The 26,269-nt window shown below is 69.6% G+C and carries 25 protein-coding genes, 1 tRNA gene and 1 pseudogene; 18 read left to right on the forward strand and 9 right to left on the reverse strand.

Translation table 11 applies throughout. From position 1 onward, the window contains the following. The first annotated feature begins 459 nt into the window (after positions 1-459). From AB4Y74_RS02135 to AB4Y74_RS02150, 4 genes are all read left to right on the forward strand, one after another. The gene (locus AB4Y74_RS02135; RefSeq protein ID WP_441797475.1) at positions 460-906 is read left to right on the forward strand and encodes an FAS1-like dehydratase domain-containing protein; all 447 of its coding nucleotides are present in this window, start codon (positions 460-462) and stop codon (positions 904-906) included. Beyond that, positions 906-1,358 carry a MaoC family dehydratase gene (locus AB4Y74_RS02140; RefSeq protein WP_441797476.1) on the forward strand — a complete coding sequence of 151 codons (453 nt, stop codon included), beginning with the start codon at positions 906-908 and terminating at the stop codon, positions 1,356-1,358. The genes AB4Y74_RS02135 and AB4Y74_RS02140 overlap by 1 nt, the downstream gene beginning before the upstream one ends. Further along, positions 1,355-2,494, forward strand: a complete 1,140-nt coding sequence (locus tag AB4Y74_RS02145; protein ID WP_441797477.1) for a UDP-N-acetylmuramate dehydrogenase — start codon at positions 1,355-1,357, stop codon at positions 2,492-2,494. The genes AB4Y74_RS02140 and AB4Y74_RS02145 overlap by 4 nt, the downstream gene beginning before the upstream one ends. Before the next feature lie 122 nt (positions 2,495-2,616). Further along, entirely contained in the window at positions 2,617-3,495 is an 879-nt protein-coding gene (locus AB4Y74_RS02150; protein WP_441797478.1) for a hypothetical protein, read from the forward strand. A gap of 35 nt (positions 3,496-3,530) precedes the next feature. Here AB4Y74_RS02150 and AB4Y74_RS02155 read toward each other — a convergent pair whose 3' ends face one another. The 3 genes from AB4Y74_RS02155 to AB4Y74_RS02165 all read right to left on the reverse strand — a co-directional run bounded on the left by AB4Y74_RS02155 (position 3,531) and on the right by AB4Y74_RS02165 (position 7,325). Further along, positions 3,531-5,621 (reverse strand): RecQ family ATP-dependent DNA helicase, encoded by a 2,091-nt coding sequence (locus AB4Y74_RS02155; protein WP_441797479.1) that lies wholly within the window; start codon positions 5,619-5,621, stop codon positions 3,531-3,533. 89 nt (positions 5,622-5,710) lie between these two features. Next, positions 5,711-6,016: a hypothetical protein gene (locus AB4Y74_RS02160; RefSeq protein ID WP_441797480.1), complete on the reverse strand. Its 306-nt coding sequence runs from the start codon at positions 6,014-6,016 to the stop codon at positions 5,711-5,713. Positions 6,017-6,038: 22 nt separating this feature from the next. Then, the gene (locus tag AB4Y74_RS02165) at positions 6,039-7,325 is read right to left on the reverse strand and encodes a PspC domain-containing protein (RefSeq protein ID WP_441797481.1); all 1,287 of its coding nucleotides are present in this window, start codon (positions 7,323-7,325) and stop codon (positions 6,039-6,041) included. Positions 7,326-7,439: 114 nt separating this feature from the next. Here AB4Y74_RS02165 and AB4Y74_RS02170 point away from each other — a divergent pair, with 114 nt between their 5' ends. The 9 genes from AB4Y74_RS02170 to AB4Y74_RS02210 all read left to right on the forward strand — a co-directional run bounded on the left by AB4Y74_RS02170 (position 7,440) and on the right by AB4Y74_RS02210 (position 15,051). Further along, positions 7,440-8,648: a PspC domain-containing protein gene (locus AB4Y74_RS02170; RefSeq protein WP_441797482.1), complete on the forward strand. Its 1,209-nt coding sequence runs from the start codon at positions 7,440-7,442 to the stop codon at positions 8,646-8,648. After that, positions 8,645-9,319, forward strand: a complete 675-nt coding sequence (locus AB4Y74_RS02175; RefSeq protein ID WP_441797483.1) for a LuxR C-terminal-related transcriptional regulator — start codon at positions 8,645-8,647, stop codon at positions 9,317-9,319. Before AB4Y74_RS02170 ends, AB4Y74_RS02175 begins: the two co-directional genes overlap by 4 nt. Before the next feature lie 194 nt (positions 9,320-9,513). Beyond that, positions 9,514-9,586: transfer RNA gene (locus AB4Y74_RS02180), tRNA-Trp, on the forward strand. Positions 9,587-9,628: 42 nt separating this feature from the next. Further along, positions 9,629-9,901, forward strand: a complete 273-nt coding sequence (gene secE / locus AB4Y74_RS02185) for a preprotein translocase subunit SecE (protein ID WP_441797484.1) — start codon at positions 9,629-9,631, stop codon at positions 9,899-9,901. Between the two features lie 73 nt (positions 9,902-9,974). Then, positions 9,975-10,898 (forward strand): transcription termination/antitermination protein NusG, encoded by a 924-nt coding sequence (gene nusG / locus AB4Y74_RS02190; RefSeq protein ID WP_441797485.1) that lies wholly within the window; start codon positions 9,975-9,977, stop codon positions 10,896-10,898. 119 nt (positions 10,899-11,017) lie between these two features. Next, complete coding sequence (gene rplK / locus AB4Y74_RS02195; protein WP_441785252.1) at positions 11,018-11,449, forward strand: 50S ribosomal protein L11; 432 nt, start codon at positions 11,018-11,020, stop codon at positions 11,447-11,449. A 73-nt stretch (positions 11,450-11,522) separates the two neighbouring features. Next, positions 11,523-12,212, forward strand: coding sequence for a 50S ribosomal protein L1 (rplA, locus tag AB4Y74_RS02200; RefSeq protein WP_441797486.1), 690 nt, complete (start codon positions 11,523-11,525; stop codon positions 12,210-12,212). Between the two features lie 238 nt (positions 12,213-12,450). Beyond that, entirely contained in the window at positions 12,451-14,442 is a 1,992-nt protein-coding gene (locus AB4Y74_RS02205; protein WP_441797487.1) for a S53 family peptidase, read from the forward strand. Between the two features lie 72 nt (positions 14,443-14,514). Beyond that, complete coding sequence (locus tag AB4Y74_RS02210) at positions 14,515-15,051, forward strand: GNAT family N-acetyltransferase (RefSeq protein WP_441797488.1); 537 nt, start codon at positions 14,515-14,517, stop codon at positions 15,049-15,051. A 67-nt stretch (positions 15,052-15,118) separates the two neighbouring features. On the opposite strand, the gene AB4Y74_RS02215 is transcribed toward AB4Y74_RS02210, so the two are convergent. After that, positions 15,119-16,087: an NADP-dependent oxidoreductase gene (locus AB4Y74_RS02215; protein ID WP_441797489.1), complete on the reverse strand. Its 969-nt coding sequence runs from the start codon at positions 16,085-16,087 to the stop codon at positions 15,119-15,121. A gap of 328 nt (positions 16,088-16,415) precedes the next feature. Between AB4Y74_RS02215 and AB4Y74_RS02220 the strand changes: the two are divergent. Continuing rightward, positions 16,416-16,925 (forward strand): annotated as a pseudogene (locus AB4Y74_RS02220) (DUF998 domain-containing protein); the annotation flags it as partial. Positions 16,926-16,975: 50 nt separating this feature from the next. On the opposite strand, the gene AB4Y74_RS02225 reads toward AB4Y74_RS02220, so the two are convergent. From AB4Y74_RS02225 to AB4Y74_RS02245, 5 genes are all read right to left on the reverse strand, one after another. Continuing rightward, entirely contained in the window at positions 16,976-17,809 is an 834-nt protein-coding gene (locus tag AB4Y74_RS02225) for a YqaJ viral recombinase family protein (RefSeq protein ID WP_441797490.1), read from the reverse strand. After that, on the reverse strand, positions 17,806-18,849 hold the full coding sequence (locus tag AB4Y74_RS02230) for a Gfo/Idh/MocA family protein (protein WP_441797491.1): 1,044 nt from the start codon (positions 18,847-18,849) through the stop codon (positions 17,806-17,808). The genes AB4Y74_RS02225 and AB4Y74_RS02230 overlap by 4 nt, the downstream gene beginning before the upstream one ends. 42 nt (positions 18,850-18,891) lie before the next feature. Then, complete coding sequence (locus AB4Y74_RS02235) at positions 18,892-19,626, reverse strand: ThuA domain-containing protein (protein ID WP_441797492.1); 735 nt, start codon at positions 19,624-19,626, stop codon at positions 18,892-18,894. Next, positions 19,623-20,768 (reverse strand): Gfo/Idh/MocA family protein, encoded by a 1,146-nt coding sequence (locus AB4Y74_RS02240; RefSeq protein WP_441797493.1) that lies wholly within the window; start codon positions 20,766-20,768, stop codon positions 19,623-19,625. Before AB4Y74_RS02240 ends, AB4Y74_RS02235 begins: the two co-directional genes overlap by 4 nt. A gap of 73 nt (positions 20,769-20,841) precedes the next feature. After that, the gene (locus AB4Y74_RS02245; protein WP_441797494.1) at positions 20,842-22,032 is read right to left on the reverse strand and encodes an ROK family protein; all 1,191 of its coding nucleotides are present in this window, start codon (positions 22,030-22,032) and stop codon (positions 20,842-20,844) included. Between the two features lie 164 nt (positions 22,033-22,196). On the opposite strand from AB4Y74_RS02245, the gene AB4Y74_RS02250 reads away from it, so the two are divergent. The 4 genes from AB4Y74_RS02250 to AB4Y74_RS02265 are packed head-to-tail and all read left to right on the forward strand — an operon-like array spanning position 22,197 to position 26,244. Beyond that, positions 22,197-22,919 (forward strand): sugar phosphate isomerase/epimerase family protein, encoded by a 723-nt coding sequence (locus tag AB4Y74_RS02250; RefSeq protein WP_441800377.1) that lies wholly within the window; start codon positions 22,197-22,199, stop codon positions 22,917-22,919. Beyond that, the gene (locus AB4Y74_RS02255) at positions 22,916-24,013 is read left to right on the forward strand and encodes a Gfo/Idh/MocA family protein (protein ID WP_441797495.1); all 1,098 of its coding nucleotides are present in this window, start codon (positions 22,916-22,918) and stop codon (positions 24,011-24,013) included. The genes AB4Y74_RS02250 and AB4Y74_RS02255 overlap by 4 nt, the downstream gene beginning before the upstream one ends. Positions 24,014-24,043: 30 nt before the next feature. Next, complete coding sequence (locus AB4Y74_RS02260) at positions 24,044-25,198, forward strand: Gfo/Idh/MocA family protein (protein ID WP_441797496.1); 1,155 nt, start codon at positions 24,044-24,046, stop codon at positions 25,196-25,198. Next, on the forward strand, positions 25,195-26,244 hold the full coding sequence (locus AB4Y74_RS02265) for a sugar phosphate isomerase/epimerase family protein (RefSeq protein WP_441797497.1): 1,050 nt from the start codon (positions 25,195-25,197) through the stop codon (positions 26,242-26,244). Before AB4Y74_RS02260 ends, AB4Y74_RS02265 begins: the two co-directional genes overlap by 4 nt. Positions 26,245-26,269 lie beyond the last annotated feature (25 nt).

Raw genomic sequence — 26,269 nt, forward strand, 5'->3', positions numbered from 1 at the left:
GGACAGTGCGCCCCAGGCGCAAGCCGCCGACCTCGCGGTATCAACTGCGTGAATGCAGGGCTTTTGAGCAGGTGAGGCGCGAGAAATGGCATCAATGGTGAGTGGGACTTCAGAGTCCATGCGAGCTGTCAATGTCGGTGGTCGCCCCTACTCTTGGGGGTAGTTAGAAAAAACTCCCAAAACACAACATGTAGTGGAATGACAATCGTGTCATTAGGGTTATATAGTGGGTGAACACCGCAGGAACGCGGTTCACCAAGACTTCTAGGGGAGGCCATCATGGACTACGAAAACGACAGCGTTGGCGGCTACTCGGTTCCCGTCGACCCCATGGACCTGCTGCAGTGCGACAGCTGCCAGTAAGGCGCTAGCACCGAGCACGAAGACCCCGGAGGCCACTGGCCTCCGGGGTCTTCTGTCGTCCGGGCGCCGTGGAGGGCCGGTCGTTAGAATCGTCGGGTGCCAGTGAATCCAGAGCTGCAGGGGCGGGAGTTCCCGCCGACCCGGCCGTACCTCGTGGGGCGCGAGAAGGTGCGCGAGTTCGCGCGGGCCGTCTTCGCCACCGATCCGATCAACTTCGACGTCGACGCGGCGCGCGCCGCCGGCCACCCCGATCTGGTCGCGCCGCCCACGTTCCCCGTGGTGGTGCAGGAGTCGACGCTCGCGCAGTTGCTCTCCGAGCCGGACGCCGGCATCGACTTCAGCCGGGTCGTCCACGGCGACCAGCGCTTCACCTTCAGCCGGCCCGTGTTCGCCGGCGACGAACTGACGGCGACGCTCCGCGTCAGCTCCGTCAAGTCGCTGGGCCCGCACTCGATGGTGACCGCCGAGTCGACGATCGTCGACGCGGACGGCGCCCACGTGGTGACCGCCACATCCACCCTGGTCGTTCGAGGAGACGAGTGATGGCATCCCGTGACACCGCGCCGAACTTCGATGCGCCGAACTTCGATGCGCTGAGCGTCGGCGACGTGGTCGCCGAGCGCACGTTCGAGCTGAGCCGTGACTCCCTGGTCCGCTACGCCGGGGCCTCCGGCGACTTCAACCCCATCCACTACCGCGACGATGTCGCCGCCTCGGTCGGTCTCCCGGGCGTGATCGCCCACGGGATGCTGACCATGGGCCTCGCCGTGCAGCCGGTCGTCGACTGGGCGGGCGATCCCGCCCTCGTCGGGGATTATCAGGTGCGGTTCACCCGGCCTGTCGTGGTCGACCCGTCGGAGGGCGCGACCGTGACCGTCTCGGCGAAGGTGGGCCAGCTGGACGCGGAGGCCCGCGTCGCCCGCATCGACCTGACGACCACCTTCGGCGGCGAGACAGTGCTGGGCAAGGCGCAGGTCCGCGTCCGCTTCGCATGACCGACCGAATCCCGGCCCTGGCCGATCTCACCACCATCCGTGTCGGCGGCGTCCCAGCGGACTTCGTCGCCGCGGACGATCGCGACGCCCTCATCGACGCCGTCCGTGACGCACGCGCCTCCGGTGAGGAGTGGTTGCTCGTCGGCGGCGGCTCGAACACGGTCGCCAGCGACGAGGGTTTCGGCGGGACGGTCATCCATATCCGCACGCGCGGGGTCGAGAGGCTCTCGGCTGCGGACGGGCGGATCCGCATCCGCGTCCAGGCGGGTGAGCCGTGGGACGAGCTGGTCGCCTTGACCGTCCGTAACGGGTGGTCCGGCGTGGAGGCGCTGTCCGGCATCCCCGGCTCGACCGGCGCGGCGCCCGTGCAGAACATCGGCGCGTACGGCCAGGAGCTGGAGTCCGCCCTGGTCGGCGTCGAATTCTTCGATGATGCCTCCGGCGACGTGATGTACCTCACCCGCGAGGAGTTGGGTCTCGGGTATCGGACGTCCGTTCTGAAGCAGGGCCGAAGGGGAGTCGTGCTGTCCGTCGACCTCGAGCTCGCCGACGGGACGGTCCCCGGTGACGTCGGCGCTCCGCTGAGCGCGCCGGTGGCATACGCGCAACTCGCAGACGCTCTCGGCGTCTCGCTCGGCTCGCGCGTTCCCGTTGCCGAACTCCGGCGTGCTGTGCTCGCCCTCAGGTCGTCGAAGGGCATGGTGCTGGACCCGGCCGACCCGGATTCCGTGAGCTCCGGCTCGTTCTTCACCAACCCGATCGTCTCGGAAAGCTTCGCCCGGTCGCTCCCGGCGAATGCCCCGCGGTGGGCGCAGCAGCCGCCGGAGCCCGATGCGGTGATCAGCCTCCCCCCGTACGGGCTGAACCCCCTGGATGTGCCACCGCTCGCGACGAGCCAGTACACGGTCAAGCTCAGCGCGGCGTGGCTGATCGAGAACGCCGGCATCCGGCGCGGTTTCGCGCTGCCCGGCTCGGGCGCGGCCATCTCGTCGAAGCACACGCTGGCCATCGTCAATCGGGGGGGAGCGACGGCCGCGGACGTCGTGCAACTGGCCGATTTCATCCAGTCGCGTGTGCAGGCCGAATTCGGTGTCGTGCTCCAGGCCGAACCCGTTCTGGTCGGACTGTCACTCTGACGGCTGGCTCGCATCCCGCCCACGGCTGACGCCCTGCGGACTCTGAGAGTATTCTCACCCCGGGCTCCATAGGCTGAGGCCACCGATGCGCGATCGCGTCGACACGGAGCGAAGGGAACGACATGGGATTCCTCGACCGCCTGCTTGGACGCGAAGAACCGCGCCCGGCCGGCAGTGAGACGCCGCAGAACGCCGCCTACCCGCCGCCGGGCGGCGGCGCGCAGGGCGCCAGCGCGCAGGGCACCGGTGCGCCCGGCCCGGCCCGCAGCGAGGACGAGATCGCGGTCGAGCGCTACCGCTACCTTCTGCGGACGGCTCCGCCCGAGACCATCGAGCAGGTCCACGAGGAGGCGTTCGCCAAACTGTCTCCGGACCAGCGCCGGCTGCTGTTCCAGCAGCTCAGCGAGGCTGCGCCGGCCGGCGAGCAACCGCGCGGCGACGACCCGCGCTCCCTCGCCCAGTCCGCCACCAGGTCCGAACTTCGTCAGCCCGGCACGCTCGAGCGTGCGCTCGGCGGCGGCGGCCCTCGTGGTGCCGGTTACGGCGGGATGGGCTTCGGGAGCATGTTCGCCAGCTCGCTTCTCGGAAGTGTCGCGGGTTATGTGATCGGCTCGGCCCTGGTCAGCGCCTTCCTGCCGTCGCCCGGAGACAATCAGGCGGACGGCGGCTCCGGCGACCAGAACGGCGACAACCAGAACAGCGACAACCAGAACGGCGACAACCAGAACGGCGACAACCAGAACTCCAATGACCAGGGCGGCGATGGCGGCTCGGGTGATGGGGGCCAAGGCGGCGACACCGGTGTCGAGAACGCCTCCGGCGATGGCGGCTCTGTGGACGCGGCCGGCTGGGACGGTGGCGGCGGCGACCCGTCCGGCGGCGACGCCGGTGGCTGGGGCGGCGGTGACTGGAGTGGCGGCGGTGGCGGTGGCGACTGGGGCGGCTTCGGCGGGGGCGACTTCGGTGGCGGGGGCGACTTCGGTGGGGGCGACTTCATCTGACATCTGCGAGGCTCGGTGCATCGCCAGCGCTCCCGTCAGCTGCGCACGGCCGCGGCGAACGGCAGCACGGCCGAGGCACCGGCCCGCAGGAGTTCCTGTCCGGCGACGGTGACAGTCCAGCGACTGTCGACGAGATCATCGACGAGGAGCACGGGGGCGCCGGCGGGTACCTCCAGCTGATCCGCGGAAAAACGGTCCCAGACTGACGCCAGCCGGAACGCGCTGTTGCCTCCTGGTGCGCCGGACGGCGGTCCGCCGCGCCAGGCGAGGGTCCCCGCGAATGGCAGCCGGCCGACGTTCGCGAGCCCTCGCGCGAGCGACTCCACGAACACCGGCCGACGTCGTGACGGCATGGCGGCCACTGCTCCAGGGCGAGCTGCCCAATCCCAGTCGGCCAGGACCCGGACGCACGCGTCCAGCACGGCCGGCGGTACCGGCTGGTCGGCCGCCCCGTCGGCGAGCAACTCGCGCAGCCGCCCACCCCAGCCGAGATCGGTGAGGCGCGCGAGCGCCCGTCCGGGCTGCAACTGCTGCTCGGGACGCAGCTTTCCCTTGACGGCCACCCCGAGCCGATCGGCTCCCGTGGGCCAGAGCTTGCGGGGCTCGATTTCCACTCCGACGCGGTCGAGCAGCGAGCCCACCTCGCCTGCGGTCGCTCCGTCTACCTCGGCGGGGTACCAGACCCCTGCGCAGTTGTCGCATCGGCCACACGGCCCAGCGGCGGGATCGTCAAGGGCCCGCTGCAGGAACTCCATGCGGCATCCGGTCGTCGACTCGTACTCCAGCATCGACAGCTGTTCGGCCTCACGCGCCGCGGCGATCCGGGCGTAGCGCTCCTCGTCGTACTCCCAGGGCGCGCCGGTCGCGACCCAACCGCCGCTCACACGTCGCACCGCGCCGTCGACGTCGAGGACCTTCAGCAGCAGTTCGAGAGTCGACGCCCGCAGGTCGACCCGGCTCTCCAGCACGCGGGTCGATTGCGCCTGGTCACCGAGCGCCTCCAGCACCGCCGATGCCTTCTCGCGGGACGGCATCGACGCCGTTGCAAAGTACTGCCAGATGGCGCGGTCCTCCGGACCGGGAAGGAGCAGCACGTCTGCGTTCTCCGTGGCGCGGCCGGCGCGGCCGACCTGCTGGTAGTACGCCACCGGGGACGACGGAGCACCGAGGTGCACCACGAAACCGAGGTCGGGTTTGTCGAACCCCATTCCGAGCGCGCTGGTCGCGACCAGCGCCTTCACCTCGTTGCGCTTCAACCGCCCCTCGAGGTCTTCTCGCTCCGCCGTGTCGGTCTGTCCGGTGTACGCGTGCGCCTCGTGGCCGGCGCGACGAAGGACCCGAGCGGTGTCCTCGGCCGCGGAGACGGTCAGCGTGTAGACGATGCCGCTCCCCGGAAGGTCTGCCAGATGGCCGGCGAGCCACGCGAGGCGGGTGGTGGCGTCGGGTAGTGGGAGGACGCCTAGCCGCAGCGAGCGGCGAGCGAGCGGCCCCCGGATCGTCAGTACGTCGCCCTCTCGGCCCGCGCCGAGCTGCTCCACCACGTCGGCGACGACGCGTTCGTTGGCGGTGGCGGTCGTCGCAAGCACCGGCACGCCGTTCGGTAGAAGGGCGATGAGGTCGCGCAAACGCCGGTAGTCGGGACGGAAGTCGTGACCCCAGTCAGAGATGCAGTGCGCCTCATCGACCACCAGCAGTCCGCTGCGCTCCACGAGGGCGGGAAGCTGCGTATCGCGGAACTCGGGATTGTTCAGCCGTTCCGGAGAGACCAGCAGCACATCGACCGAGTCGTCGCGCAGGCGGGCGGCCACATCATCCCACTCGTGACGGTTCGCGGAGTTGATGCTGACGGCCCGCACCCCGGCGCGTTCGGCGGCCGCGACTTGGTCGCGCATGAGGGCGAGCAGCGGCGAGACGAGGATGGTCGGGCCGGCCCCGCGTGCCCGGAGCAGCATGGTGGCCACGAAGTACACAGCCGACTTGCCCCATCCCGTCCGTTGCACCACCAGTGCACGCCGGTGATCTTCGACCAGAGCGGTGATGGCCTCCAGCTGCCCGTCGTGGAACTCCGCATCCGGTCGCCCGACGAGGGCTCGGAGGCGGAGGAGGGCGTCGCTTGCTGTGGTCATGGAGCCATCGTCTCAGGGACGCCCGACGCCCGGTCCCGTGCGGCACAAATCAGTGGACAACACCCATCTGACGGCCGCTGTGGACGGAATCAGGCGCCCGGACGCACCCGCCTGCGCTGCGACGCACGGATCCCGCCCAAGAGTGCCGATACGACGATGATCAATCCGAGGAGGGCCGCGCCCAGCGCCCAGGCCGAGCCGGGCGTGAGGGAGGTGAGCCAGGTTCCCGCGTCGGCCGCACGCTCCGGAGACGCCACGATGTACAGAGTCACGGTCGCGAAGACGGTGAGCAGCACGCCCCACACCACTCCTCCCCAGCGGATCGGCGCGCCTCCCGCCGGCGAGGCGGTCGGGATGACGGGCGTCGGGTGGGCCATGTTCAGCGGCTCGGTCATATCCATTGCTCCTTGTCGGATCTCAGTACTGGAGGAGGACCGGGAGGCCCTCGGTCGTGATGCGTACGCCGGCGAAGCCGTCGCCCGCCAGGAACAGTGCCGCGCCCGTGAGAACGGCCAGCAGGATCCCGAGGAAGATGAGGAAGCCGCTGCGGCGACGGGCGAGCCCGGCGACCAGCACGGCGACGCCGACGACGAGGGTCGCCGCAGAGAGTCCCGCGGCGGTGGTGTAGCGTGCGACGTCCGCCAGTTGCGGCCAGATGATGGCCACCAGCGACCCGGCGATCAGCGCCAGACCGACCGTGAGCCAACCGACGGCTGCGCCGACCCGAGGGTTCGCCGCCCGGTATGCCTCGCGGCGTGCGGCGGCTTCCGCGGTGGCCACCGCCACCTGGCCACGGAGCTCCGCGGAGCGCTGCGCCTTCACGGCCCGCATGTCGGCGGCGAGGCGCTGCTTCCATGCCGCGTGGTCGGCCCGCCACTGCGACTGCCGCTGCTGCCAGTCCGCGAGCTCCTCCGTCGACGCACCCTGCTGAAGGGCGGGAGGCGGCGTCGGCTCGGCGGCGATGTCGAGCTGCACCGGGTCCGGCGCGGAGACGGTCGGCGAGGCGGGTGTGCCTGCGCTCGCCGTGGGCGCGCCCGCGTCCGGATCTGCCGGATCGGCCGCAGGTGCCGCATCCCCCGATCTCGCGGCCTGCGAGGTCCCTGCAGCAGAGCGGGTCTCAGCGGGCGAACCCGCCGTCGTCGCGGCCGTCGTCGCCCACGCCCCCTGCGCCTGTGCACCCGCTCCCCGGGTGTCCGAGTTCCTCACGGCAACGACGATGAGCGCCACCACGGCGCCGACGACCACGAGCGTCCACACCACGCGGCCGATCACATCACCCCAGGCCGAGGCGTCCCAGAACGCCCCGTGGGCCCACCAGAGCCCGCTCGTCCAGGGCAGCAGCGACAGCAGCAGCATGACCCCGATGGCCACGATGGGCGGCTCGAAGTCGCCCTCGAACAGGCTCTGCAGGTGGATGCGGCCGTCGCGGTCGGGGAGGAGCGCCCAGGCTGCCGCGTAGAGCAGCAGCACCGGGGCTCCGAGGATGCCCGCCACCACGATGATGCCGCGCACGATGAGCGGGTCGATGCCGAGACGGTAGGCGATCCCCGCCGACACGCCGCCGAGCCAGCCGTCGGCGCGCACCACGCCGAGCCCGCGCATCCAGTCGAAGAACCGCGTGCCTCGGCCGGCGAATCCGGTCTGCGGGCCGCCGTAGGGGTTGCCGGGGGTCCCCACCGGCCGGGTCGAATCGTTCTGTGACATGTCCTTCATCCTGGCGGCGCCCGGACTCGGCGGATATCGGGTGAACCCCTGAGCGCACCCTGATTCCGGACGCCTCCGGGTGCGGCCCGGTTCGGGGTCTGCTTGGATGCTGGCATGGCCTCCACCGCGCCCGCCGGGCCGCAGACCCGCCCGCAGCGCCCGGCGCTGGCCCGTCCGCGCTCCTGCGTCGTCAGCGGGGTCTCCGTCGCGCTGGCCGATCACCTGGGGTGGCCTGTCGCCGCGGTGCGCTGGGTCTTCGTCGGTGCCGCTTTCCTGGGCGGGGGCGGCATCCTGCTCTACCTCTGGCTGTGGGCGCTGACACCGTTGCGCGCGCCGTCGTCGTACGACCCCGCGGATGGCGTCCGTCGCCGGGTCAACGTGCCCTGGGTGCTGGCGGGAGCGGGCGCGGCCGCGGGGATCGCGGCGATCGTGCTGGCCGCCGGGGGTGCGCTCGGTGCCGGCTTCGCTGCGCTCGTCGCCACCGCCGGCCTCCTCGTGGTGGCCGTCGCGTGGGAACAGCTCGCCGATGAGGAACCCGCAGCATTCGCCCCGCTCACGCCGACGGTCTTCCGCGTCGCGTGCGGCGCGTTCCTGGTTGTCGTCGCCCTCGCGCTGGCCGTGACGCAGGACGCGGGAGGTCCGGGCATCCTGTGGCTGGGCATCCTGATCACCACGTTCGCCGGCGCGGCCGTGCTGGTGGCGCCGTGGGGGCTGCGGCTGTGGCGGGAGCTCATCTCCGAGCGCACCGCCCGCATCAAGGAGGAGCAGCGAGCCGAGATGGCTGCTCATCTCCACGACTCGGTGCTGCAGACGCTCGCGCTCATTCAGAACCGGGCCGGCGCCTCCAGCGAGGTGGGGAGGATCGCGCGGGCGCAGGAGAGGGAGCTCCGCGACTGGCTGTTCGCCGAGGCCGCGGTGGGCGCGCCCGGCGAGGAACGCGACCTGGCCGGCGAGCTCCGGGAGGTCGCGGTGGCGCTGGAAGTGGACCACGCCGTGCATTTCGAAGTGGTGTCGGTCGGGGAGCCGGTGCGGAACGCCCCCTCCGAACTGGGAGCGGCCGCTCGCGAGGCGATGCTCAACGCCGCACGCCACGCCGGAGGCGAGGTCTCGGTCTATATCGAGCGCACGCCGGAGAGCGCGGACGTGTTCGTCCGCGACCGCGGCCCCGGATTCGATGTCGGCGCGCTTCCCGAAGGGCGGCTGGGGGTCCGAGAATCGATCATCGGGCGCATGCGGCGCGCCGGTGGCCAGGCAACGGTCACTGCGCGCGAGACCGGTACCGAGATCCACCTGACCATCGACATCCCGAGCGAGACGACATGAGCGAACAGATCAACACCCCTCGATCCGTCACGGTCGTGGTGGTCGACGACCACTCCATCTTCCGGTCCGGCCTGCGCGCAGACCTCGACGGGCGACTGGATGTGGTGGGCGAGGCCGCCGATGTGGATGCCGCGGTCGCGGTCATCCTCGAGACGCGTCCCGAGGTGGTGCTCCTCGACGTGCACCTCCCCGGCGGCGCGGGTGGTGGGGGAGCGGAGGTGATCCGCCGGACAGCGGGAGAGGCGTCGGCGACGCGCTTCCTCGCACTGAGTGTGTCGGACGCTGCCGACGACGTGGTCGGGGTCATCCGCGCCGGCGCTCGCGGGTACCTCACGAAGGGCAGTTCCGGGCGGCAGGTGAGCGACGCGGTGCTGGCGGTGGCCGGCGGCGACGCCGTGTTCTCGCCGCGGCTGGCCGGTTTCGTGCTGGACGCCTTCGGAGCGGCCTCCGGCGAGCAGGCCGAGTCGACCGACGAGCTGGACCGCCTGTCGGCGCGGGAGAGGGAGGTCATGCGGCTCATCGCTCGCGGCTACGCCTACAAGGAGGTGGCGTCCGAGCTGTTCATCTCGATCAAGACCGTCGAGACCCATGTCTCCGCTGTGCTCCGCAAGCTGCAGCTGTCGTCGCGGCACGAACTGACCGCGTGGGCGCTGGAGCGCAAGCTCCTGTAGTGGCCGCTTTGCGGGTGACGGGCGGCGTCCCGTACACTTGACGCGGTGGTTGAATCTGCCAAGCTTTTCTGCGCCTTTTTTCGAGGCTGGCGGTGGCAGCGCGACTGCCCCCGCTTGGGCATCCGCAGCACGTTCGGATGTTCGATCGGCTAGCCTTGAGACCGGACGCGGAGAGGGTGACGATTCGCTTTCCTAGGGCGGTAGCTCAATTGGCAGAGCAGCGGTCTCCAAAACCGCAGGTTGCAGGTTCGATTCCTGTCCGCCCTGCAAGTCGGCATTCCGATGCCGATCCACGAAAGGTGTAACGAGGTGGCCCGAAAGGTAATCGACGAGCCGAGCGAGGAGATCGTCGCCAACGCGAAGAAGGATCGCGCCGCGCGGCGCAACCCCTTCGCGCGGATCGCCCTGTTCATCCGGCAGGTCATCGGCGAACTCAAGAAGGTCGTCACGCCGACCCGCAAGGAGCTCTTCAGCTACACCGGCGTGGTGCTCGTATTCGTGATCATCATGATGGCTCTCGTGTCACTCCTTGACTGGGTGTTCGGCATGGGTGTCGTCTGGGTCTTCGGAAACCCGAAGTAGACGACGTCGAACGGGCCGTGCTGGACTTCCCGGCACACATTCGGCCCTCCCGACAAGAAATGGAATGAATTCAGTGTCTGAGACGAATCGCGACGACGTGGACTGGGCTCCGGCTGCGGAGCAGTCCTCCGAAGACGACGAAGCACAGACCGGCAACGTCCTCGCGAGCGAGGACGAAGCGTCCGACTCCGCCGAGCACGAAGCGCTGCACGTCGTTTCCGACGACGGCACCGAGATCGACCTCGACGCTGTGCTGGACGCCATGGCGGAAGCGGTCGACCCCGAGGCCGACCGTGCCGTGGACGAGGCCCTCGAGGTCGACAGCGAAGACGAGGCCGAGGCCGCACAGCTCGCCGTCGAGGACGAGGAAGACGAGTCCGTCGCCGACCCCTACGAGGCGTTCCGTACCGAACTGCGCTCCAAGATGGGCAAGTGGTACGTCATCCACTCGTACGCCGGCTTCGAGCGTCGGGTGAAGTCCAACATCGAGAACCGCATGGTGTCGATGAACATGGAGGACTTCATCTACGAGGTCCAGGTCCCCATGGAGGACGTCGTCGAGATCAAGAACGGCCAGCGCAAGATGGTCAACCGCGTGCGCATCCCGGGCTACGTGCTCGTGCGCATGGATCTCAACGAGGACAGCTGGTCGGTCGTCCGCCACACGCCGGGCGTCACCGGCTTCGTCGGCAACGCCCACAACCCCACGCCGCTGCGCTTCGAGGAGGCCTTCTCGATGTTGAAGAGCCTCGTCCAGATCGAGGCCGCGCCGGCCAAGGGTAATGCGAAGGGTCAGAAGACCGCCGCGCGCGTCATCCCCGCCGAGGTCGACTTCGAGATCGGCGAGACGATCACCATCAAGGAGGGCTCGTTCGCGGGCCTGCCCGGCTCCATCAGCGAGATCAAGCCGGAGAGCGGCAAGCTCACCGTGCTCGTCTCCCTGTTCGAGCGCGAGACGCCGGTCGAGCTCAGCTTCGACCAGGTCACCAAGCTCTAGGGAACATCCAGAGCCTCCCCACTGTTTTTCAATTCACCGGGTCTCGGAAGGGCCGAGAAACCGGGAGAGCGCACACGGCTGCGGCCTGAGTCGCTCGAATACACAAAGAAGGAAGAGACATGGCACCGAAGAAGAAGGTCACCGGTCTGATCAAGCTTCAGATCAACGCCGGCGCCGCTAACCCGGCCCCGCCCATCGGCCCGGCCCTGGGTCAGCACGGCGTGAACATCATGGAGTTCTGCAAGGCCTACAACGCGGCCACCGAGTCGCAGCGCGGCAACGTCATCCCGGTCGAGATCACCGTCTACGAGGACCGCTCGTTCACGTTCGTCCTGAAGACCCCGCCGGCCGCCGAGCTGATCAAGAAGGCTGCAGGCGTCCCCAAGGGCTCCGGCGTCCCGCACACCAACAAGGTCGGCAAGCTGACCCAGGAGCAGGTGCGCGCCATCGCCGAGCAGAAGATGGTCGACCTCAACGCCAACGACATCGACGCGGCGTCGAAGATCATCGCAGGCACCGCCCGTTCGATGGGCATCACGGTCGAGGCCTGAGGCCCCGACTCCACCAGACATCTCGTGGAAGAGCCGGCCAGGCTCGCACCACATTCTCGTTAGGAGAAATCTCATGGCACAGAAGTCAAAGGCCTACCGGGCCGCGGCCGACAAGATCGAGGCCGGAAAGTTCTACACCCCCGAGGAGGCTGTCGCCCTCGCCCGGGAGACCGGCTCCGCCAAGTTCAACTCGACCGTCGAGGTCGCGCTGAAGCTGGGTGTCGACCCCCGTAAGGCGGACCAGATGGTCCGCGGTACCGTCATCCTTCCTCACGGCACGGGCAAGACCGCCCGCGTCATCGTGTTCGCCACCGGCCCTGCGGCCGAGGCGGCCATCGCCGCGGGTGCGGATGAGGTCGGCGGCGCCGAGCTCATCGAGAAGGTCGCCGGTGGTTACACCGACTTCGACTCGGCCGTCTCCACCCCGGAGCTCATGGGCCAGGTCGGACGACTCGGCAAGGTGCTGGGCCCGCGCGGCCTCATGCCGAACCCGAAGACCGGCACCGTCACCCCGGATGTGGCCAAGGCCGTCTCCGACATCAAGGGCGGAAAGATCGAGTTCCGCGTCGACAAGCACGCCAACGTGCACTTCGTCGTGGGCAAGGCCGGCTTCACCGCCGAGCAGCTGAACGACAACATCACCACCGCTCTCGAAGAGGTCGTGCGTCTGAAGCCGTCCGCCGCGAAGGGACGTTACATCCAGAAGGGCGCCGTGTCGACCACGTTCGGCCCGGGCATCCCGCTGGACGTCAACGCCATCTGAGTTCGTTCCACGAACATCCCGACGGGGTCGGGGCCGCACGCCGGCCCCGGCCCCGTCGGCGTTTTCCTGGCCGGGCCGGGATGTTTTGCGCGGTGAGGATCCTTCATCAGGAGCAACGATCCCGACAGGCCTTTCTACCCCCTCTTGTGGCGGTAGAACACGCGGGTTTAGGGTCACTCCTGTCGCGCGTCGCGCGGCGGCTCGCCGCAGAGCCGGTCCGATACGAAGGATGACATTCATGGCACTTCGCACCCCCCGATCCCTTCACAAGAGGGCGCTCGGGATCATCGCCACCACGTCCGCCGTGGTGGCTTTGTCATTGGCGGGAGCATCCGCGGCCGGCGCAGCCGACCGGGTGCCCTACGCCGGCTCCGTCCCCGCGTGGGCCACCGCCGCGAACGACACGGGCGCGGCCCCCGCCGACACCACGGTGCAGGGCGAGATCTACCTGCCCCTGCGCGACCAGAAGGGTGCAGAGGCGCTCGCCAAGGCCGTCTCGAACCCGCTGGACCGTGGCTACCGCAAGGCGCTGTCGCCGCAGCAGTGGATCAACCGGTTCTCACCGACGAAGCCGGACTTCGACTCCATCGTCAACTTCATCAAGGCCGCCGGCCTCACCATCCAGGGGGTGCCCGACAGTCGCCAGTACGTCGTCTTCCGCGGGACGCCCGACCAGCTCGGCTCCGTCTTCGGCACCTCGCTGCACTCGTTCAAGCACCAGGGCAAGGAGCTGATCGCCCCGGCCTCGGCGCCATCGGTCCCGGCAGCCATCGCCGGTAAGGTCTCGGCGATCAGCCTGGAGCAGTCGCGCACCACAACGCGCCCCGACTCGATCAAGCAGGGTGACCTGGGCACCACGGCGGCGCCCTTCGCGCAGCGCAAGGCCGCGGCCGCACCGGTCGTCGATGCGCCGTGCTCGCACTACATCGGCGAGCACACCGCGACCATGCCGGCGGCCTACGGCAAGACGCAGTTCAACACGAACATCTGCGGCTACACCCCGCAGCAGCTGCGTAGCGCCTACGGTCTCGACACCCTCGGCAAGCAGGGCGTCAACGGCACCGGACAGACCGTCGCAATCATCGACGCGTACGCGAGCCCCAGCATTCTGAAGGACGCCAACAGCTACTCGCAGCAGAACGGCGAGCCGGGTCTGACGAACTCCAGCTACCAGCAGCTCGTGCCGCAGCCCAGCCAGTTCACCGACCAGGACCTCTGCCAGCAGCCCAGCGGATGGCAGGGCGAGCAGACGCTCGACGTCGAGTCCGTCCACGCGATCGCACCGGGTGCGCGCATCCTGTACGTCGGCGGTACCGACTGCTCGGGCGGCCTCGACATCGCGATGTCGAAGATCCTCGACAACAAGCTCGCCAACATCGTCAGCAACAGCTACGGAAACGTGGGCGAGGCGGTCCCGGCGGACGTGATCCAGGGCGAGGTGAACCTGCAGCTCCAGGCCGCGGGTGAGGGAATCGGGCTCTACTTCTCCAGCGGTGACAACGGTGACGAGACGATCAACCTCGGCTACGCGTCGCCGGACTTCCCGGCCTCCTCCCCGTGGGTGACCTCGGTGGGCGGCACAAGCACTGCGATCGACAAGAACGGCAAGATCGCGTGGGAGACCGGCTGGGGCGACATCCTCGACAAGGTCCAGAAGGGCACCGACGGCACGCTGAGCTACACGGCGCCTCTGCCGGGTGACCTGTACGGCGGCGGCGCGGGTGGCGGCGTCAGCGCCGTATTCGCCCAGCCCGACTACCAGCGCGGAGTCGTTCCGGCGGCGCTCGCCCAGGGCAAGCGCGTCTCGCCTGACGTCGCGGCGCTGGCCGACCCGTACACCGGGTTCCTGATCGGCATCCGCCCGATCGTGGACGACACCACCCTGGCGACCGGCGACTACATCAACGAGACCTACGGCGGTACCTCGCTGGCCTCGCCGATCGTGGCCGCGCAGATCGCGATCGTGCAGCAGGCGACGCGGACCACCATCGGGTTCGCGAACCCCACACTGTACGGCGTGAAGCGCATCCTGCCGAACGCGTTCCGGGATGTGGTCCCGCAGCCGACCCAGCAGGCGCTCGCCTACACCAGCGCTCGGAGTGGCAACAGCTACCTCGTGTCGCTCGACCTGGACAGCTCGCTGAAGACGGCGAAGGGCTACGACGATGTCACCGGACTCGGCGGCGTCTCCTTCGACCTGCTCAGCTGGGTCGCGCAGGGCCGGCACTAGCCGCACCGCACACCGGACCGGTCGTCTCCCACGCGGGAGGCGGCCGGTCCGCTGTCCCTCTAGGCTGGACCGGTGACCGTCACCATCCGCCAGGCGACCACCGGCGACGAGGCCGCTCTGGCCGCTGTCGCCGCCGTGACCTTCCCGCTCGCCTGCCCTCCGCACACCACCGACGAGGCGAAAGCCGCGTTCATCGCCTCCGTGCTGTCGGAGGAGCGATTCGCGGACTACCTGGCCGACGACGCCCGCCGTCTGCTGGTGGCGGAGGATGACGACGGTTCGGCCATCGGCTACACGATGGTGAACCTCGGAGAGCCTTCGGACGAGGATGTGCGCGGCTCCCTCCGCATCCGCCCGACTGCCGAGCTGAGCAAGTGCTACGTCCTGCCGGGCCACCAGGGCGCGGGAGTCGCAGGGCTGCTCATGGCCGAAAGCCTGCGGGTCGCCCAGGACGCCGGAGCCCGGGGGATGTGGCTGGGTGTCAACGAGGAGAACGGCCGCGCTCAGCGGTTCTACGGCAAGCACGGCTTCGAGCGCGTCGGCGCGAAGCGCTTCCTGGTCGGTGAGCGCTACGAGGACGACTGGGTGATGGAGCGCCCGCTCGGCTAGTCCACGCCCTACGGCTCGAGCACATCGCGCCCAGATGCGCCCTTCCTCCGTCTCGAGGGCAGCGGGTTCAGCCCTCGGCGACCTTGACGACGACCTTCCCGCGGGTGTGGCCGCTCTCGACCGCCGCGTGAGCGTCGGCGATGCGGTCGAGCGGGAAGATCTGGTCGACGTGCACGCGCACGTTGCCCGCTTCGAGCAGGCGGGCGATGACGGCCAGCGTGTTGCCGTCGGGCGCCACCTTGTAGTCCGTTCCACGCAGCCCTGCAGCCGCGACGTCATCCGCGAATGTCGGCCAACTGCCGGTCGGAGCGTTGACCAGCAATCCGCCGGGGCGGAGCACGGAGAGGGAGCGGGTGCCCGTCTCATCGTGGACGTTGCCGATCAGGTCGATGACCACGTCGGCGCCGTGCACGACCTCCTCGAAGCGGGTCGTCGTGTAGTCGATGACTTCCGCTGCACCGAGGGAGCGCAGCCAGGACGCCTTCTCGCCGGAGGCCGTCGCGATGACGTGGGCGCCGAAGTACGAGGCGAACTGCACGGCGAAGTGCCCGACGCCTCCGCTGCCGGCGTGGATGAGCATCCGCTGGCCCTCGTGCGCTTTGGCGACCTCGACCACCATGCCCCACGCCGTCAGCGCGGCCAGCGGTGCGGCGGCCGCCTCGATGTGCGAGAGGGTGGCCGGTTTGCGGACGACACTGAGCGACGGGACGGACACGTACTCGGCGTAGCTGCCGCCGTATCGGGGCACCGGCACCATCCCGAACACCTCGTCGCCGGGCCGCAGGGGATGTGCGCTGTACGGCGACTCCATCACGACGCCGCTGAAGTCGTGACCGAGCACCGTGGGGAAGGAGTGGATGGCACCGAAGACGCCACGGCCGGCCCGCGTCTTCGCGTCGATCGGGTTCACGCTCGCGGCCACGACCTTGACCACGAACTCAGCGTTCACCCGGTCGGGATAGGGCGTGTCGCCGATGCGGAGAGCCTCCGGTCCGCCCGCGGCGTCCAGAAGCGCGGCTCGCATCGTCTTCGGCATCGGTCGTCCCCTCGTCGGTGGCCGTCCTGGTTCATGGCCGGCGCGGCTGTTCTCGGTCGGTCACGCCAGTCAATCCTGCCCGTGAGTCACCGGTGTTACGGTCGGGTCACCACATGTGAACAGTCTGTTTCCGATACCCCCAGGCCGTTCTCAGCGGTATGCCGGTTAGGATGCTGCGACCCGGATCGACCTCACTCGAGGGGCCGGAAGCATCAGAGGACGATCCGAGGAGCGACAGGTGCGACGACTGCTGCGGACCGTCCGCGAGCCCTTCGCCGTGCCCCTGCTGGCGCGAGGCTGGCAGCGCGCGGTGCCGATCCTGCTGGGAATGGGAACATTCAGCGTTCTGGGCGGCCTGGCCGTGATCTGGGCGGCACGGCTCACCGTGCCGTATCCCGTCTACGTGAGCGAGTTGGGCGCGCATGGCGCTCCCACCGCCGGTCCGTTCGCCGTGGCGCTGCTGCTGATCGCGGCCGGTGGTTTCGCCATCGCGGTCGCGAGCGGTCACATCCGCTCGTCGGCCCGGCTGCTCGACCGCTGGGCGCCGGCGGTGACGCTCGGCTTCGCGGCGGTGTGCTTCGTCCTCGCCTCGCAGGTGACCTGCTCGGCCTTCTGCCCCGTCCCGCTGGTTGACCCGAAGTCGACGCCGCAGGACCTCATCCACACGGTCTCCGCCGTGCTCGGGTTCGCGGCCGCCTGCTTCGCGATGCTGCAGGTCGGCTTCAGCCGAGGACTGCCGCGTGTGTCGCGGCTGTCGCGGCTGAGTTGCGCAGCGGTCGCGGTGATCACGATCGTGGGCGGCCTCCTCGCCATCGTCCGGGTCGGATCGGGCGTCGGCGCGTGGCTGGAACTCGTCGGGACGACGGTCGCCGTCGGCTGGATCGCCGTCTACGCGGTCGCGCTGACCCGCATCCCGGTCGGCATGCCGGTCGCCGAGGGGGCTGCGGATGATGTCGTCGCGGCAGCTGTCGTGGTTCCGGACGCGGGCGTGGCGACCGAGGTCGCCTGACGCAGCAACTCGATCAGGTCGGTCGCGAGGGCGACCAGCTTGGTGATCTCCGCCTCGTCACGGTCGACCCAGCGGCACTCCGGTTCGTCGCGCATCGGGACGAAGCCGTCGTGCTGCTCCCAGACGAACAGTGTGCGCTCGGCCCCGAGCACGTACTGCTGCCACCAGATCTGTCGGAGGTAGTGGCGCGGGATGCTGCGGAACGGCTTGTTCGTGGTTTTGATCTCAGCCAGCTCGATCCGGCCGTCCGTCCGGAGGATGAGGCCGTCGGGTGTCGCAAGGTGGCGGCGATCCCGCTCGGCGTGGAAGAGCAGATCGGAGGGCTCGACGCCGTGGGTGGCTGCCACCCACGCGGCGATCTCCGGCTCGCGCGAGCGGCCGTGCTGGGTGAAGACGTTGCCGCTGAACCCGGTGCCGTGCAGCTTGTCGTAGGCCGCGGCGCGTACCGAGCGGGGCGTAGAGAGCTTCGCGACATCGGTGGCGGTGATACCGCGACTGCGCGCACGCAACCAGCCGGCACGGTCGGACGAGCTCGCCACCACACGGGCGAGATGCCCGGTCTGGCCAGGAACCGCGGGGACGACCGGTACGGGGGCCGGACGGGCCGGGCTCAGATCCGCGAGGACGCCCGGCCGGTAGAGGTCGGCCGTACGGTACGCAGCGGAGTCGAGCACCTCTCCATTGTGCCGCGTCCGGCCGACGCTCGCTGTCACTCCACGCGCGTCGCCCCGAGTTGCCTGCGCGCCTCGTCGATCGTCACCAGCGTGTCGACCGCCTCGGCAAGGGGATGCAGCGGCGAGTCTGTGCGCCCCTCGCCGATATAGCGGGCGACGGCGGCGGCCTCGTACGCCATCCCGTCGCGATGGGGCCGCCCGTACGGGTCGCGCCACTGCGCTGCGAGGGTCCCGTCGGCCCGGAAGACCCGGAGGCCGCTCGGCCCCCAGAACGGACTGTCGGTCTCGACGCGGCCTGCGCTGCCGTTGATGGTGGCGAGGGAGGGGGTGCCCGCCAGAAGGCTCGTGCTCAACAGTGCTTGGGCGCCGTCCGCGGAGGACAGCAGCAGGGCGGCCTGTTCGTCCACGCCGCTCGGCGCCAGTGTTCCGGCGGCGATGATCCCTGCCGGAGCGCCGAGCGCGAATGAGGCCCAGGACACCGCGTACACGCCCAGGTCGAGCAGCGCGCCCCCCGCGAGAGCGGGGTTCCAGAGCCGGCTCTCCGGGTCGTAGGGCACCCGGCCGCCGAAGTCGGCCGTGACGACGCGGACATCGCCGAGCGCATCCTGCTCCAACAGCTGCCGGATGATGTCGGTCTGCGGCAGGTAGCGCGTCCACATGGCCTCCATCGCGAACACACCCGCCTCGCGGGCGGCCGCGACGATCTTGCGCGCCTGCTCGGCCGTCACCGCCATCGGCTTCTCGATGAGGACATGCTTGCCCGCCGCGATGGCGAGCAGTGCGTGCTCGAGGTGCTCGCTGTGCGGGGTCGCGACGTAGACGACGTCTACCTCCGGGTCCGAGACCAGGGCCTCGTAGGAGCCGTTGGAGCGCTCGACACCGTGTGCCGCGGCGAAGGCGGCGGCACGCTCGGCCGACCGGGACCCCGCGGCGACGACCCGCTGAACCGTGTGGCGGTGCAGGGCGTCCGTGAAATCGGCGGCGATCCCGCCCGGACCGAGCACGCCCCACCGCAGGGCCGGAGCGTCGGACGGGTCGGGATGGCGCGGCGCGGGCAGCGTCGTGAGGGCGTCGGTCAAGGAAGTCTCCTCGGGTCGGGGCGGCCGGAAGGCCGCCGTCGGTCAGACGGGCTGGGGGTTGGAGACCTCGGGCGCCTGGCGGACACCCGCAACCGGCGCCGCCCAGCGGACGCCGTTCGCCAGCACCCGCCGCACCTGCGGGTGGAAGTACACGGGGTACTCCTGGTCGCCCGGGCTGAAGTAGAAGATCTTGCCCCGGCCGCGCGTGAACGTGACGCCCGAGCGGAACACCTCTCCGCCCGTGAACGAACTGATGAACACCAGGTCGTCCGGTGTCGGGATGTCGAAGAACTCTCCGTACATCTCCTGCGCTTCGATCACGATCGGCTGCTCGACGCCTTCGGCGATGGGATGCGTCGGGTTGACGTTCCAGACGAGCTCGCGCTCGCCGCCTTCCGGGTTGCGCCAGCGAAGCGAGCAGGTCGTGCCCAGCATCCGGATGAAGATCTTCGAGAAGTGGCCCGAGTGCAGGACGATGAGTCCCATCCCGGCCAGGACATGCTGGCGGACGCGTTCCACGACCTCGTCCGAGACGCGGTCGTGCGCGATGTGGCCCCACCAGAGCAGCACATCCGTCTCAGCGAGCGCCTGCTCGCTAAGGCCGTGCTCCGGGTCGTCGAGGGTCGCGGTGCGCACGGCGACCTCTTCGCCGAGCAGCTCGCGCAGGCCCTCTGCGATCGCTCCGTGGATGCCGTGCGGGTAGATCGCGGCGATCTCGGGCTGGGTCGCCTCGTGGACGCCTTCGTTCCAGACGATGACGCGCAGGGTCATGGTCATACTCCTTTCGTGGGGGCCTGCTCGGTGCCGAATGCCGGATCGTTGGTGGAGCCGAGCCGGACCTCCGCGCCGATGCGGGCGGATTCGTAGGCGGCGTCGATGACGCGGGCGCGGTCCAGGGCGAGGGAGCCGTCCCAGTTGGACCAGTTCGCCGGGTCGGCGACGTGCTCCAGGAAGGTCTCCACCACCGCGAGATGGCCCCGCCCGGGGTCGGCGGTGACCGTGATGTCTTCGCTCTGCTCCCCGTCGCCGGTGAAGATGGTCAATTCGCCGGAAGGCGCGTAGTCGACGACCCGCAGGTCCGCGCCGCCCTCGGTGCCGTACAGCGTGATGCCGAACTCGTCACCGGCCGGTCGGTAGGCCGCCCAGCTGGTCTCGATGACGATCGAGCCGCCGCCCTCGAGCCGCAGCAGCAGGCTCGCCAGGTCTTCCACTTCGTAGTCCGAGCCGACGTGCTGCTTGGAGGCGGTTGCTCCGCCGCGACCGCGGACTCCCAGCTCAGCGTGGGTGACCGCGGACACGGCCTCGACGCGCGGCTCGCCGAACAGGTGGAGGGCGTAGTCGAGCACGTGCACGCCGATGTCGATCAGCGGGCCGCCGCCCGCCATCTCCCGGTTGGTGAACCAGCTGCCCAAGGCGGGGATGCCCGCGCGGCGCAGCCAGATCGCCCGCGCATGGTACGGACGCCCGATCTGGCCGGATTCGACGGCTGCTTTGAGGGCCTCGATGTCGCCGCGGCGGCGGTGGTTGAAGGCGACCTCCAGCACACGCCCCGCCCGATGCGCGGCATCCACCATCGTCTGGGCTTCGGCCGCGGTGCGAGCGATCGGCTTCTCGCTGAGAACGTGGATGCCCGCGTCCAACGCCCCCACGGCGATCGGTGCGTGCAAGAAGGTCGGGACGGCCACGCTGACGACGTCGAGGTCGCCCTCGGCGACCAGGTCCTTCCAGTCGCGGTGGAGCCGGTCGATACCGTACTGCTCACCGAGGTCGGCGCGTGGGCCGTCCTCCATTCCGGCGATGGCGACGAGCTCGACGCCGGGGAGGGCGTCATAGGCGGCCATGTGCTGCTGGCCGGCCCAGCCCAAGCCGACGACTCCGGCGCGGAGGGGGCGGCCCAAGGGTTCACTGTTCGTGCTCACAACACTCCTTCTGATGTTCGAATCGATTCGAGGGTATTCGGGATGCGGTGCTCGGGGAACCACGCTGTCGTGTCTAGCGAAAGAGCGAGCGCGGTGTTCCGGACTCGGGATCCAGCGCGCGCTGAACCACCATGATGGCGGCACCGATCACGCCGCCCGTCTCTCCGGAACGCGACTGCGTGATCGTCAGGTGTTGCGTCGCGAGCGGCGTCGACCGCTGGTAGACGACCTCGCGCATCCCGGCGAGGAGCTGCTCGCCGACGCGGGAGAGGCTGCCGCCGACGACGATCATCGACGGGTTGAGCAAGTTCACACAGGTGGCGACCACGGCCCCGAGATCGCGGCCGGCCTGACGGATGGCGCCGTGCACGTGCGGGTTGCCGCTCCGCGCCAGCGCCACGACGTCGTCGCTCGTCTCGGCCGGGAAACCGGCCTCGGTGAGCGCCCGCGCGATGGCGGGACCGCTGACCAGGGACTCCAGGTCGGCGTCCTGCTCCCCGTGGCTCGGGGTGTCGGTGCCGAACGGCACGCGGACGTGACCGAGATCGCCGGCGGAACCGAGCGCTCCGCGTTGGAGGCGGCCCCCGCTGATGATTCCTGCGCCGACGCCGGTCGCCACCTTGATGAAAAGGAGGTCAGTCTCGTCGGGCCACATCAGCGCCTGCTCGCCGATGGCCAGCAGATTGACGTCGTTGTCGACGAGCACCGGCACGTCGAACACGCGACGGATGTAATGCGGGATGTCGAAGCGGTCCCAGCCGGGCATGATCGGCGGGTTCACCGGGAGACCGGTCGAGTGCTCGACCGGTCCGGGCACTCCGACGCCCACGCCGATGAGTTCCTCCGGCTGCCGGCCGGACGCGATGTAGAGCTCGCTCGCTACCTCGAGCGCCCAGTCGAGGATCGGCGCAGGGCCGTCGGCGATGCGCAGGCGCCTCGACTCGCTCGCCGTGATGTTGCCGGCGAGGTCGGCAAGGGCGACCACTCCGTGCGTCGCACCGAGGTCGATGGCCACGATGACGCGGGAGCCGGGGTTGAACCGGATACGCGCGGGCGGCCGTCCGCCGGACGAGACGTCATCGCCGGCCGGGGCGACAAGCCCTGCGGAGGTGAGGAGGTCGATCCGGCTGGCGATGGTCGAGCGCGCCATCCCGGTCAGCTCGGCGAGCTGTGCGCGCGTGCGCGGGATGCCGTCGCGCAGGATCGCCAGCAGTTCCGCGGCGTCTGCGGCGACGAGCACCGAGTCTCGCACGCTGTCGGTCATGAGGGTATTGAACCACAGTGTCGACCCGACGCTCAAAGATATGCAGGCATCAGTCGACTTTTGATTGACATCCGGCAGAAGGGTCGGTTGAATGGAACCACGCCATCCGGCGACCATCACCCCAGAACTCGACGAGGAGAACAGTGTCGACGTCTAAAGTCTCCGTGCAGCTGTACACGGTCCGGGAGCTCCTGACCGAGGACACGGTCGGAACCCTCAAGAAAATCGCCGACATCGGCTTCACCCAGGTCGAGCCGTTCGCCTTCCTCAGCTTCGGTGACGCGCTGCGGCAGGGCCTCACCGAGGCCGGCCTCTCGGCTCCCACCACCCACCAGAGCTTCATCGGCGGCGACCTCGACGAGGTGTTCGGCGCTGCGAAAGCACTGGGCATCCAGACGGTGATCGACCCCTTCGTCGCACCCGAGCGCTGGCAGACGGCGGACGATGTGGCGCAGACGGCCGAGCAGCTCAACGCTGCTGCCGAGGTCGCCGCCCGTCACGGCATTCGCGTCGGCTACCACAACCACGACCACGAGATCTCGAGCACCATCGAGGGCGTCACCGCACTGGAGTTCTTCGCGGGCAAGCTCGCCCCGGAGGTCGTCCTCGAGGTCGACACCTACTGGGTGGCGGTCGGCGGTGCCGACCCGGTGACCTTCCTTCCGAAGCTCGGCGACCGCGTCGTCGCCCTGCACATCAAGGACGGCCCCGGCACGCACGACAACAAGGACCAGGTCGCGGTCGGCCAGGGCTCACTGCCGATCGAGCAGATCATCGCCGCCGCGCCCGACGCGCTGCGCGTGATCGAGCTCGACGATTCGCGTGGAGACCGGTTCCAGGCGGTCGCCGACAGCTTCGCCTTCCTCTCCTCCAAGGGTCTCGCATGAGCGGCGGTCGCGTCGGCGTCGGCGTCATCGGCGCCGGGGTCATCAGCAATGAGTACCTCAAGAACCTGACCTCGTTCCCCGACCTCGATGTGCGCTTCGTCGCAGATATCGACCTGGAGCGGGCGAAGGCTCAGGCAGAGAAGTTCGGCGTGCCCGGTTCGGGCTCCGTCGAGGAGCTGCTGGCCGACGACGCCATCGAGATCGTCGTCAACCTCACCATCCCCAAGGTGCACGTCGAGGTCGCGTTGCAGGTGCTCGCGGCGGGCAAGCACGTGTGGAGCGAGAAGCCCTTCGCACTCGACCGTGCCAGCGGCGCCGAGTTGCTGGAAGCAGCGCACGCGAAGGGTCTGCGCGTCGCAACCGCGCCCGACACCTTCCTCGGCTCGGGCATCCAGTCGGCTCGACGTCTGATCGAGAGCGGCGGGATCGGTGCGCCGCTGACCGCACTCACCCTGCTGCAGAGTCCCGGACCGGAGTCGTGGCACCCCAACCCCGACTTCCTGTTTCAGGAGGGCGCCGGGCCGCTGTTCGACATCGGCCCGTACTACCTGACCGCACTGGTGCAGCTCTTCGGCCCGGTGGCCCGGGTGAGCGCCACCGCCTCGAAGGCCCGGGAGAGCCGCGTCATCGGCTCGGGTCCCCGAGCCGGCGAAGAGTTCGCCGTGACGGTGCCCACCCATGTCAGCGCCCTGTTCGAGTTCGAGAGCGGTCAGACCGCGCAGTCGGTCTTCAGCTTCGACTCGAAGCTCGGCCGCACCCAGTTCGAAGTGGCGGGCCTCGACGGCACCCTCGTGGTGCCCGACCCCAACACGTTCGAGGGCGAGTTGCTGGTGCACGGCGCCGACGGCATTGAGACCCTGCCGTCCACCGGTACGACCGACGGCCGCGGCATCGGCGTCGTCGAGCTGGCCCGGGCGATCCGCGCCGGTGTGCCCGAGCGCGCCTCGGGTGAGCAGGCGTACCACGTGCTCGACATCATGGTGTCGACCATCGAGGCAGGCGAGTCGCGGACTCCGGTGGAGGTCGAGAGCACCGTCGAGGTCGCTCCGGCACTCCCGGAGGACTGGGACCCGCGCGCGGCGAGCCTGGTCTGAGGACAGCGAGATGACGCTGAGGTCAGCGCGATGACGGACGGTCACGACCAGAACGCCGCCGCCACGAGTGGCGGGCTTACGCGCCGCGACGGGAGCGCCGCGGGAGCCCGCCTGCGTGTGGCGATCGTCGGCGGCGGCTTCATGGCAGAGGTGCACTCCCGCGCGGCGAGGGCCGCGCGGGCGGAGCTCGTCGGCATCGCCTCGTCGTCGCCGGAGCGCTCGGCCGCTGCGGCGGAGCGTCTCGGCATCGAGCGGGCATACGGTTCGCTCGACGAGCTGCTCGCCGACGACTCGATCGACGTCGTGCACGTCACGACACCGAACGCTGTGCACGCCGAGCAGGCTTCCGCGGTCCTCGCGGCGGGCAAAGACGTGGTGTGCGAGAAGCCGCTCGCAACGACTGTGTCCGACGCGGAAGCCTTGGTCGCGGCCGCGGAGGGTCGAACGGCGACCGTGCCCTTCGTCTACCGGTTCCACCCGCTGGTGCGCGAGGCGCGCTCACGTTTCGCCTCGGGACAAGCAGGCCGGGTCCTCACCATCAACGCGTCCTACCTTCAGGACTGGCTGCTCGCGGCGGGCGACGACAACTGGCGGGTGGATGCTCAGCAGGGTGGTCGGTCGCGAGCCTTCGCCGACATCGGGTCGCACCTCGTCGACCTCGTCGAGTTCGTCAGCGGCGACCGGGTGAGTCGGGTCTCCGCGACCAAGCGCACGGTGTTCGCCGAACGCGCCTCGCACGCGGGGATCACCACCGAAGACGCCGTGGCGGTCGTCATGGAAACCCGCTCCGGCGCTCTCGGCACGCTCATGGTCTCGCAGGTCGCACCGGGACGAAAGAATCGGCTGTTCCTCGAGATCGCCGGGAGCGAAGAGAGCGTCGCCTTCGATCAGGAGCAGCCGGAGACGCTGTGGGTGGGCCGCCGGAAGGGCAGCCAGGTGATCCCGCGCGACGCCGACCAGCTCAGTGAAGACGCCGCCCGTCTGTGCGTTGTGCCCTCCGGCCACCCGCAGGGGTACCAGGACGCGTTCAACGCGTTCATCGCCGATAGCTACGCGGCCGTCGCGGGCGAGAACCCCGACGGCCTGCCGCGCTTCTCCGACGGCCTGCGGGCCGTGCGGATCACCGACGCAGTGATCGACTCGGCCGAGTCGGGCACCTGGATCGAGATGGGAACGAACGAATGACCGACACCGCCAGCGCAGAGAACACACCCGAATCGGGTCGCACGCACCCGGTCACCTTGTTCACCGGCCAGTGGGCCGACCTCACCCTGGAGGAGGTGGCGAAGTACGCCTCCGAGTGGGGCTACGACGGCCTGGAGATCGCCTGCTCGGGCGAGCACCTCGACGTGTGGCGCGCGGCGGAAGATGACGCGTACCTCCAAGGGCGGCTCGACATCCTCGACAAGTACGGTCTGAAGGTCTGGGCCATCTCGAACCACCTCAAGGGCCAGGCGGTCTGCGACGACCCCATCGACTTCCGCCACCAGGCGATCGTCGGGTCGAAGGTGTGGGGCGACGGCGACCCCGAGGGGGTTCGCCAGCGTGCCGCCGAAGAGCTCAAGCTCACCGCCAAGGTCGCCCGCAAACTAGGCGTGGACACCGTGGTCGGATTCACGGGCTCGAGCATCTGGCCGTACGTCGCGCAGTTCCCGCCGGTACCGGCCGAGGTTTTCGACCGCGGCTACCAGGACTTCGCCGACCGCTGGAACCCCATCCTCGACGTGTTCGACGGTGAAGGGGTGCGGTTCGCGCACGAGGTGCACCCGTCCGAGATCGCCTACGACTACTGGACCAGCGTCCGCACGCTCGAGGCGATCGACCACCGGAAGGCGTTCGGGTTCAACTGGGACCCGTCGCACATGATGTGGCAGGACATCGACCCCGTTGGGTTCATCGTCGACTTCCAGGACCGCATCTACCACGTGGACTGCAAGGACACGCGGCTGCGCCCGAAGAACGGCCGCGCCGGCGTGCTCGGCTCGCACCTGCCCTGGGGCGACCCGCGTCGCGGCTGGGACTTCGTGTCGACCGGCCACGGCGACGTGCCGTGGGAGGACTCCTTCCGTGCGCTCGAGTCGATCGGGTACACCGGCCCGATCTCCATCGAGTGGGAGGACGCCGGCATGGACCGTCTGCACGGCGCGAAGGAAGCCATCGGCTACATCCGATCGCTGCTCTGGAAGCAGCCGACCGCATCCTTCGACGCCGCTTTCAGCAACCAGGACTGACGGCGGGACGCGGCGCTCAGCGCAC

This window comes from Leifsonia sp. RAF41 (assembly GCF_052114085.1).
GTDB lineage: Bacteria > Actinomycetota > Actinomycetes > Actinomycetales > Microbacteriaceae > Leifsonia.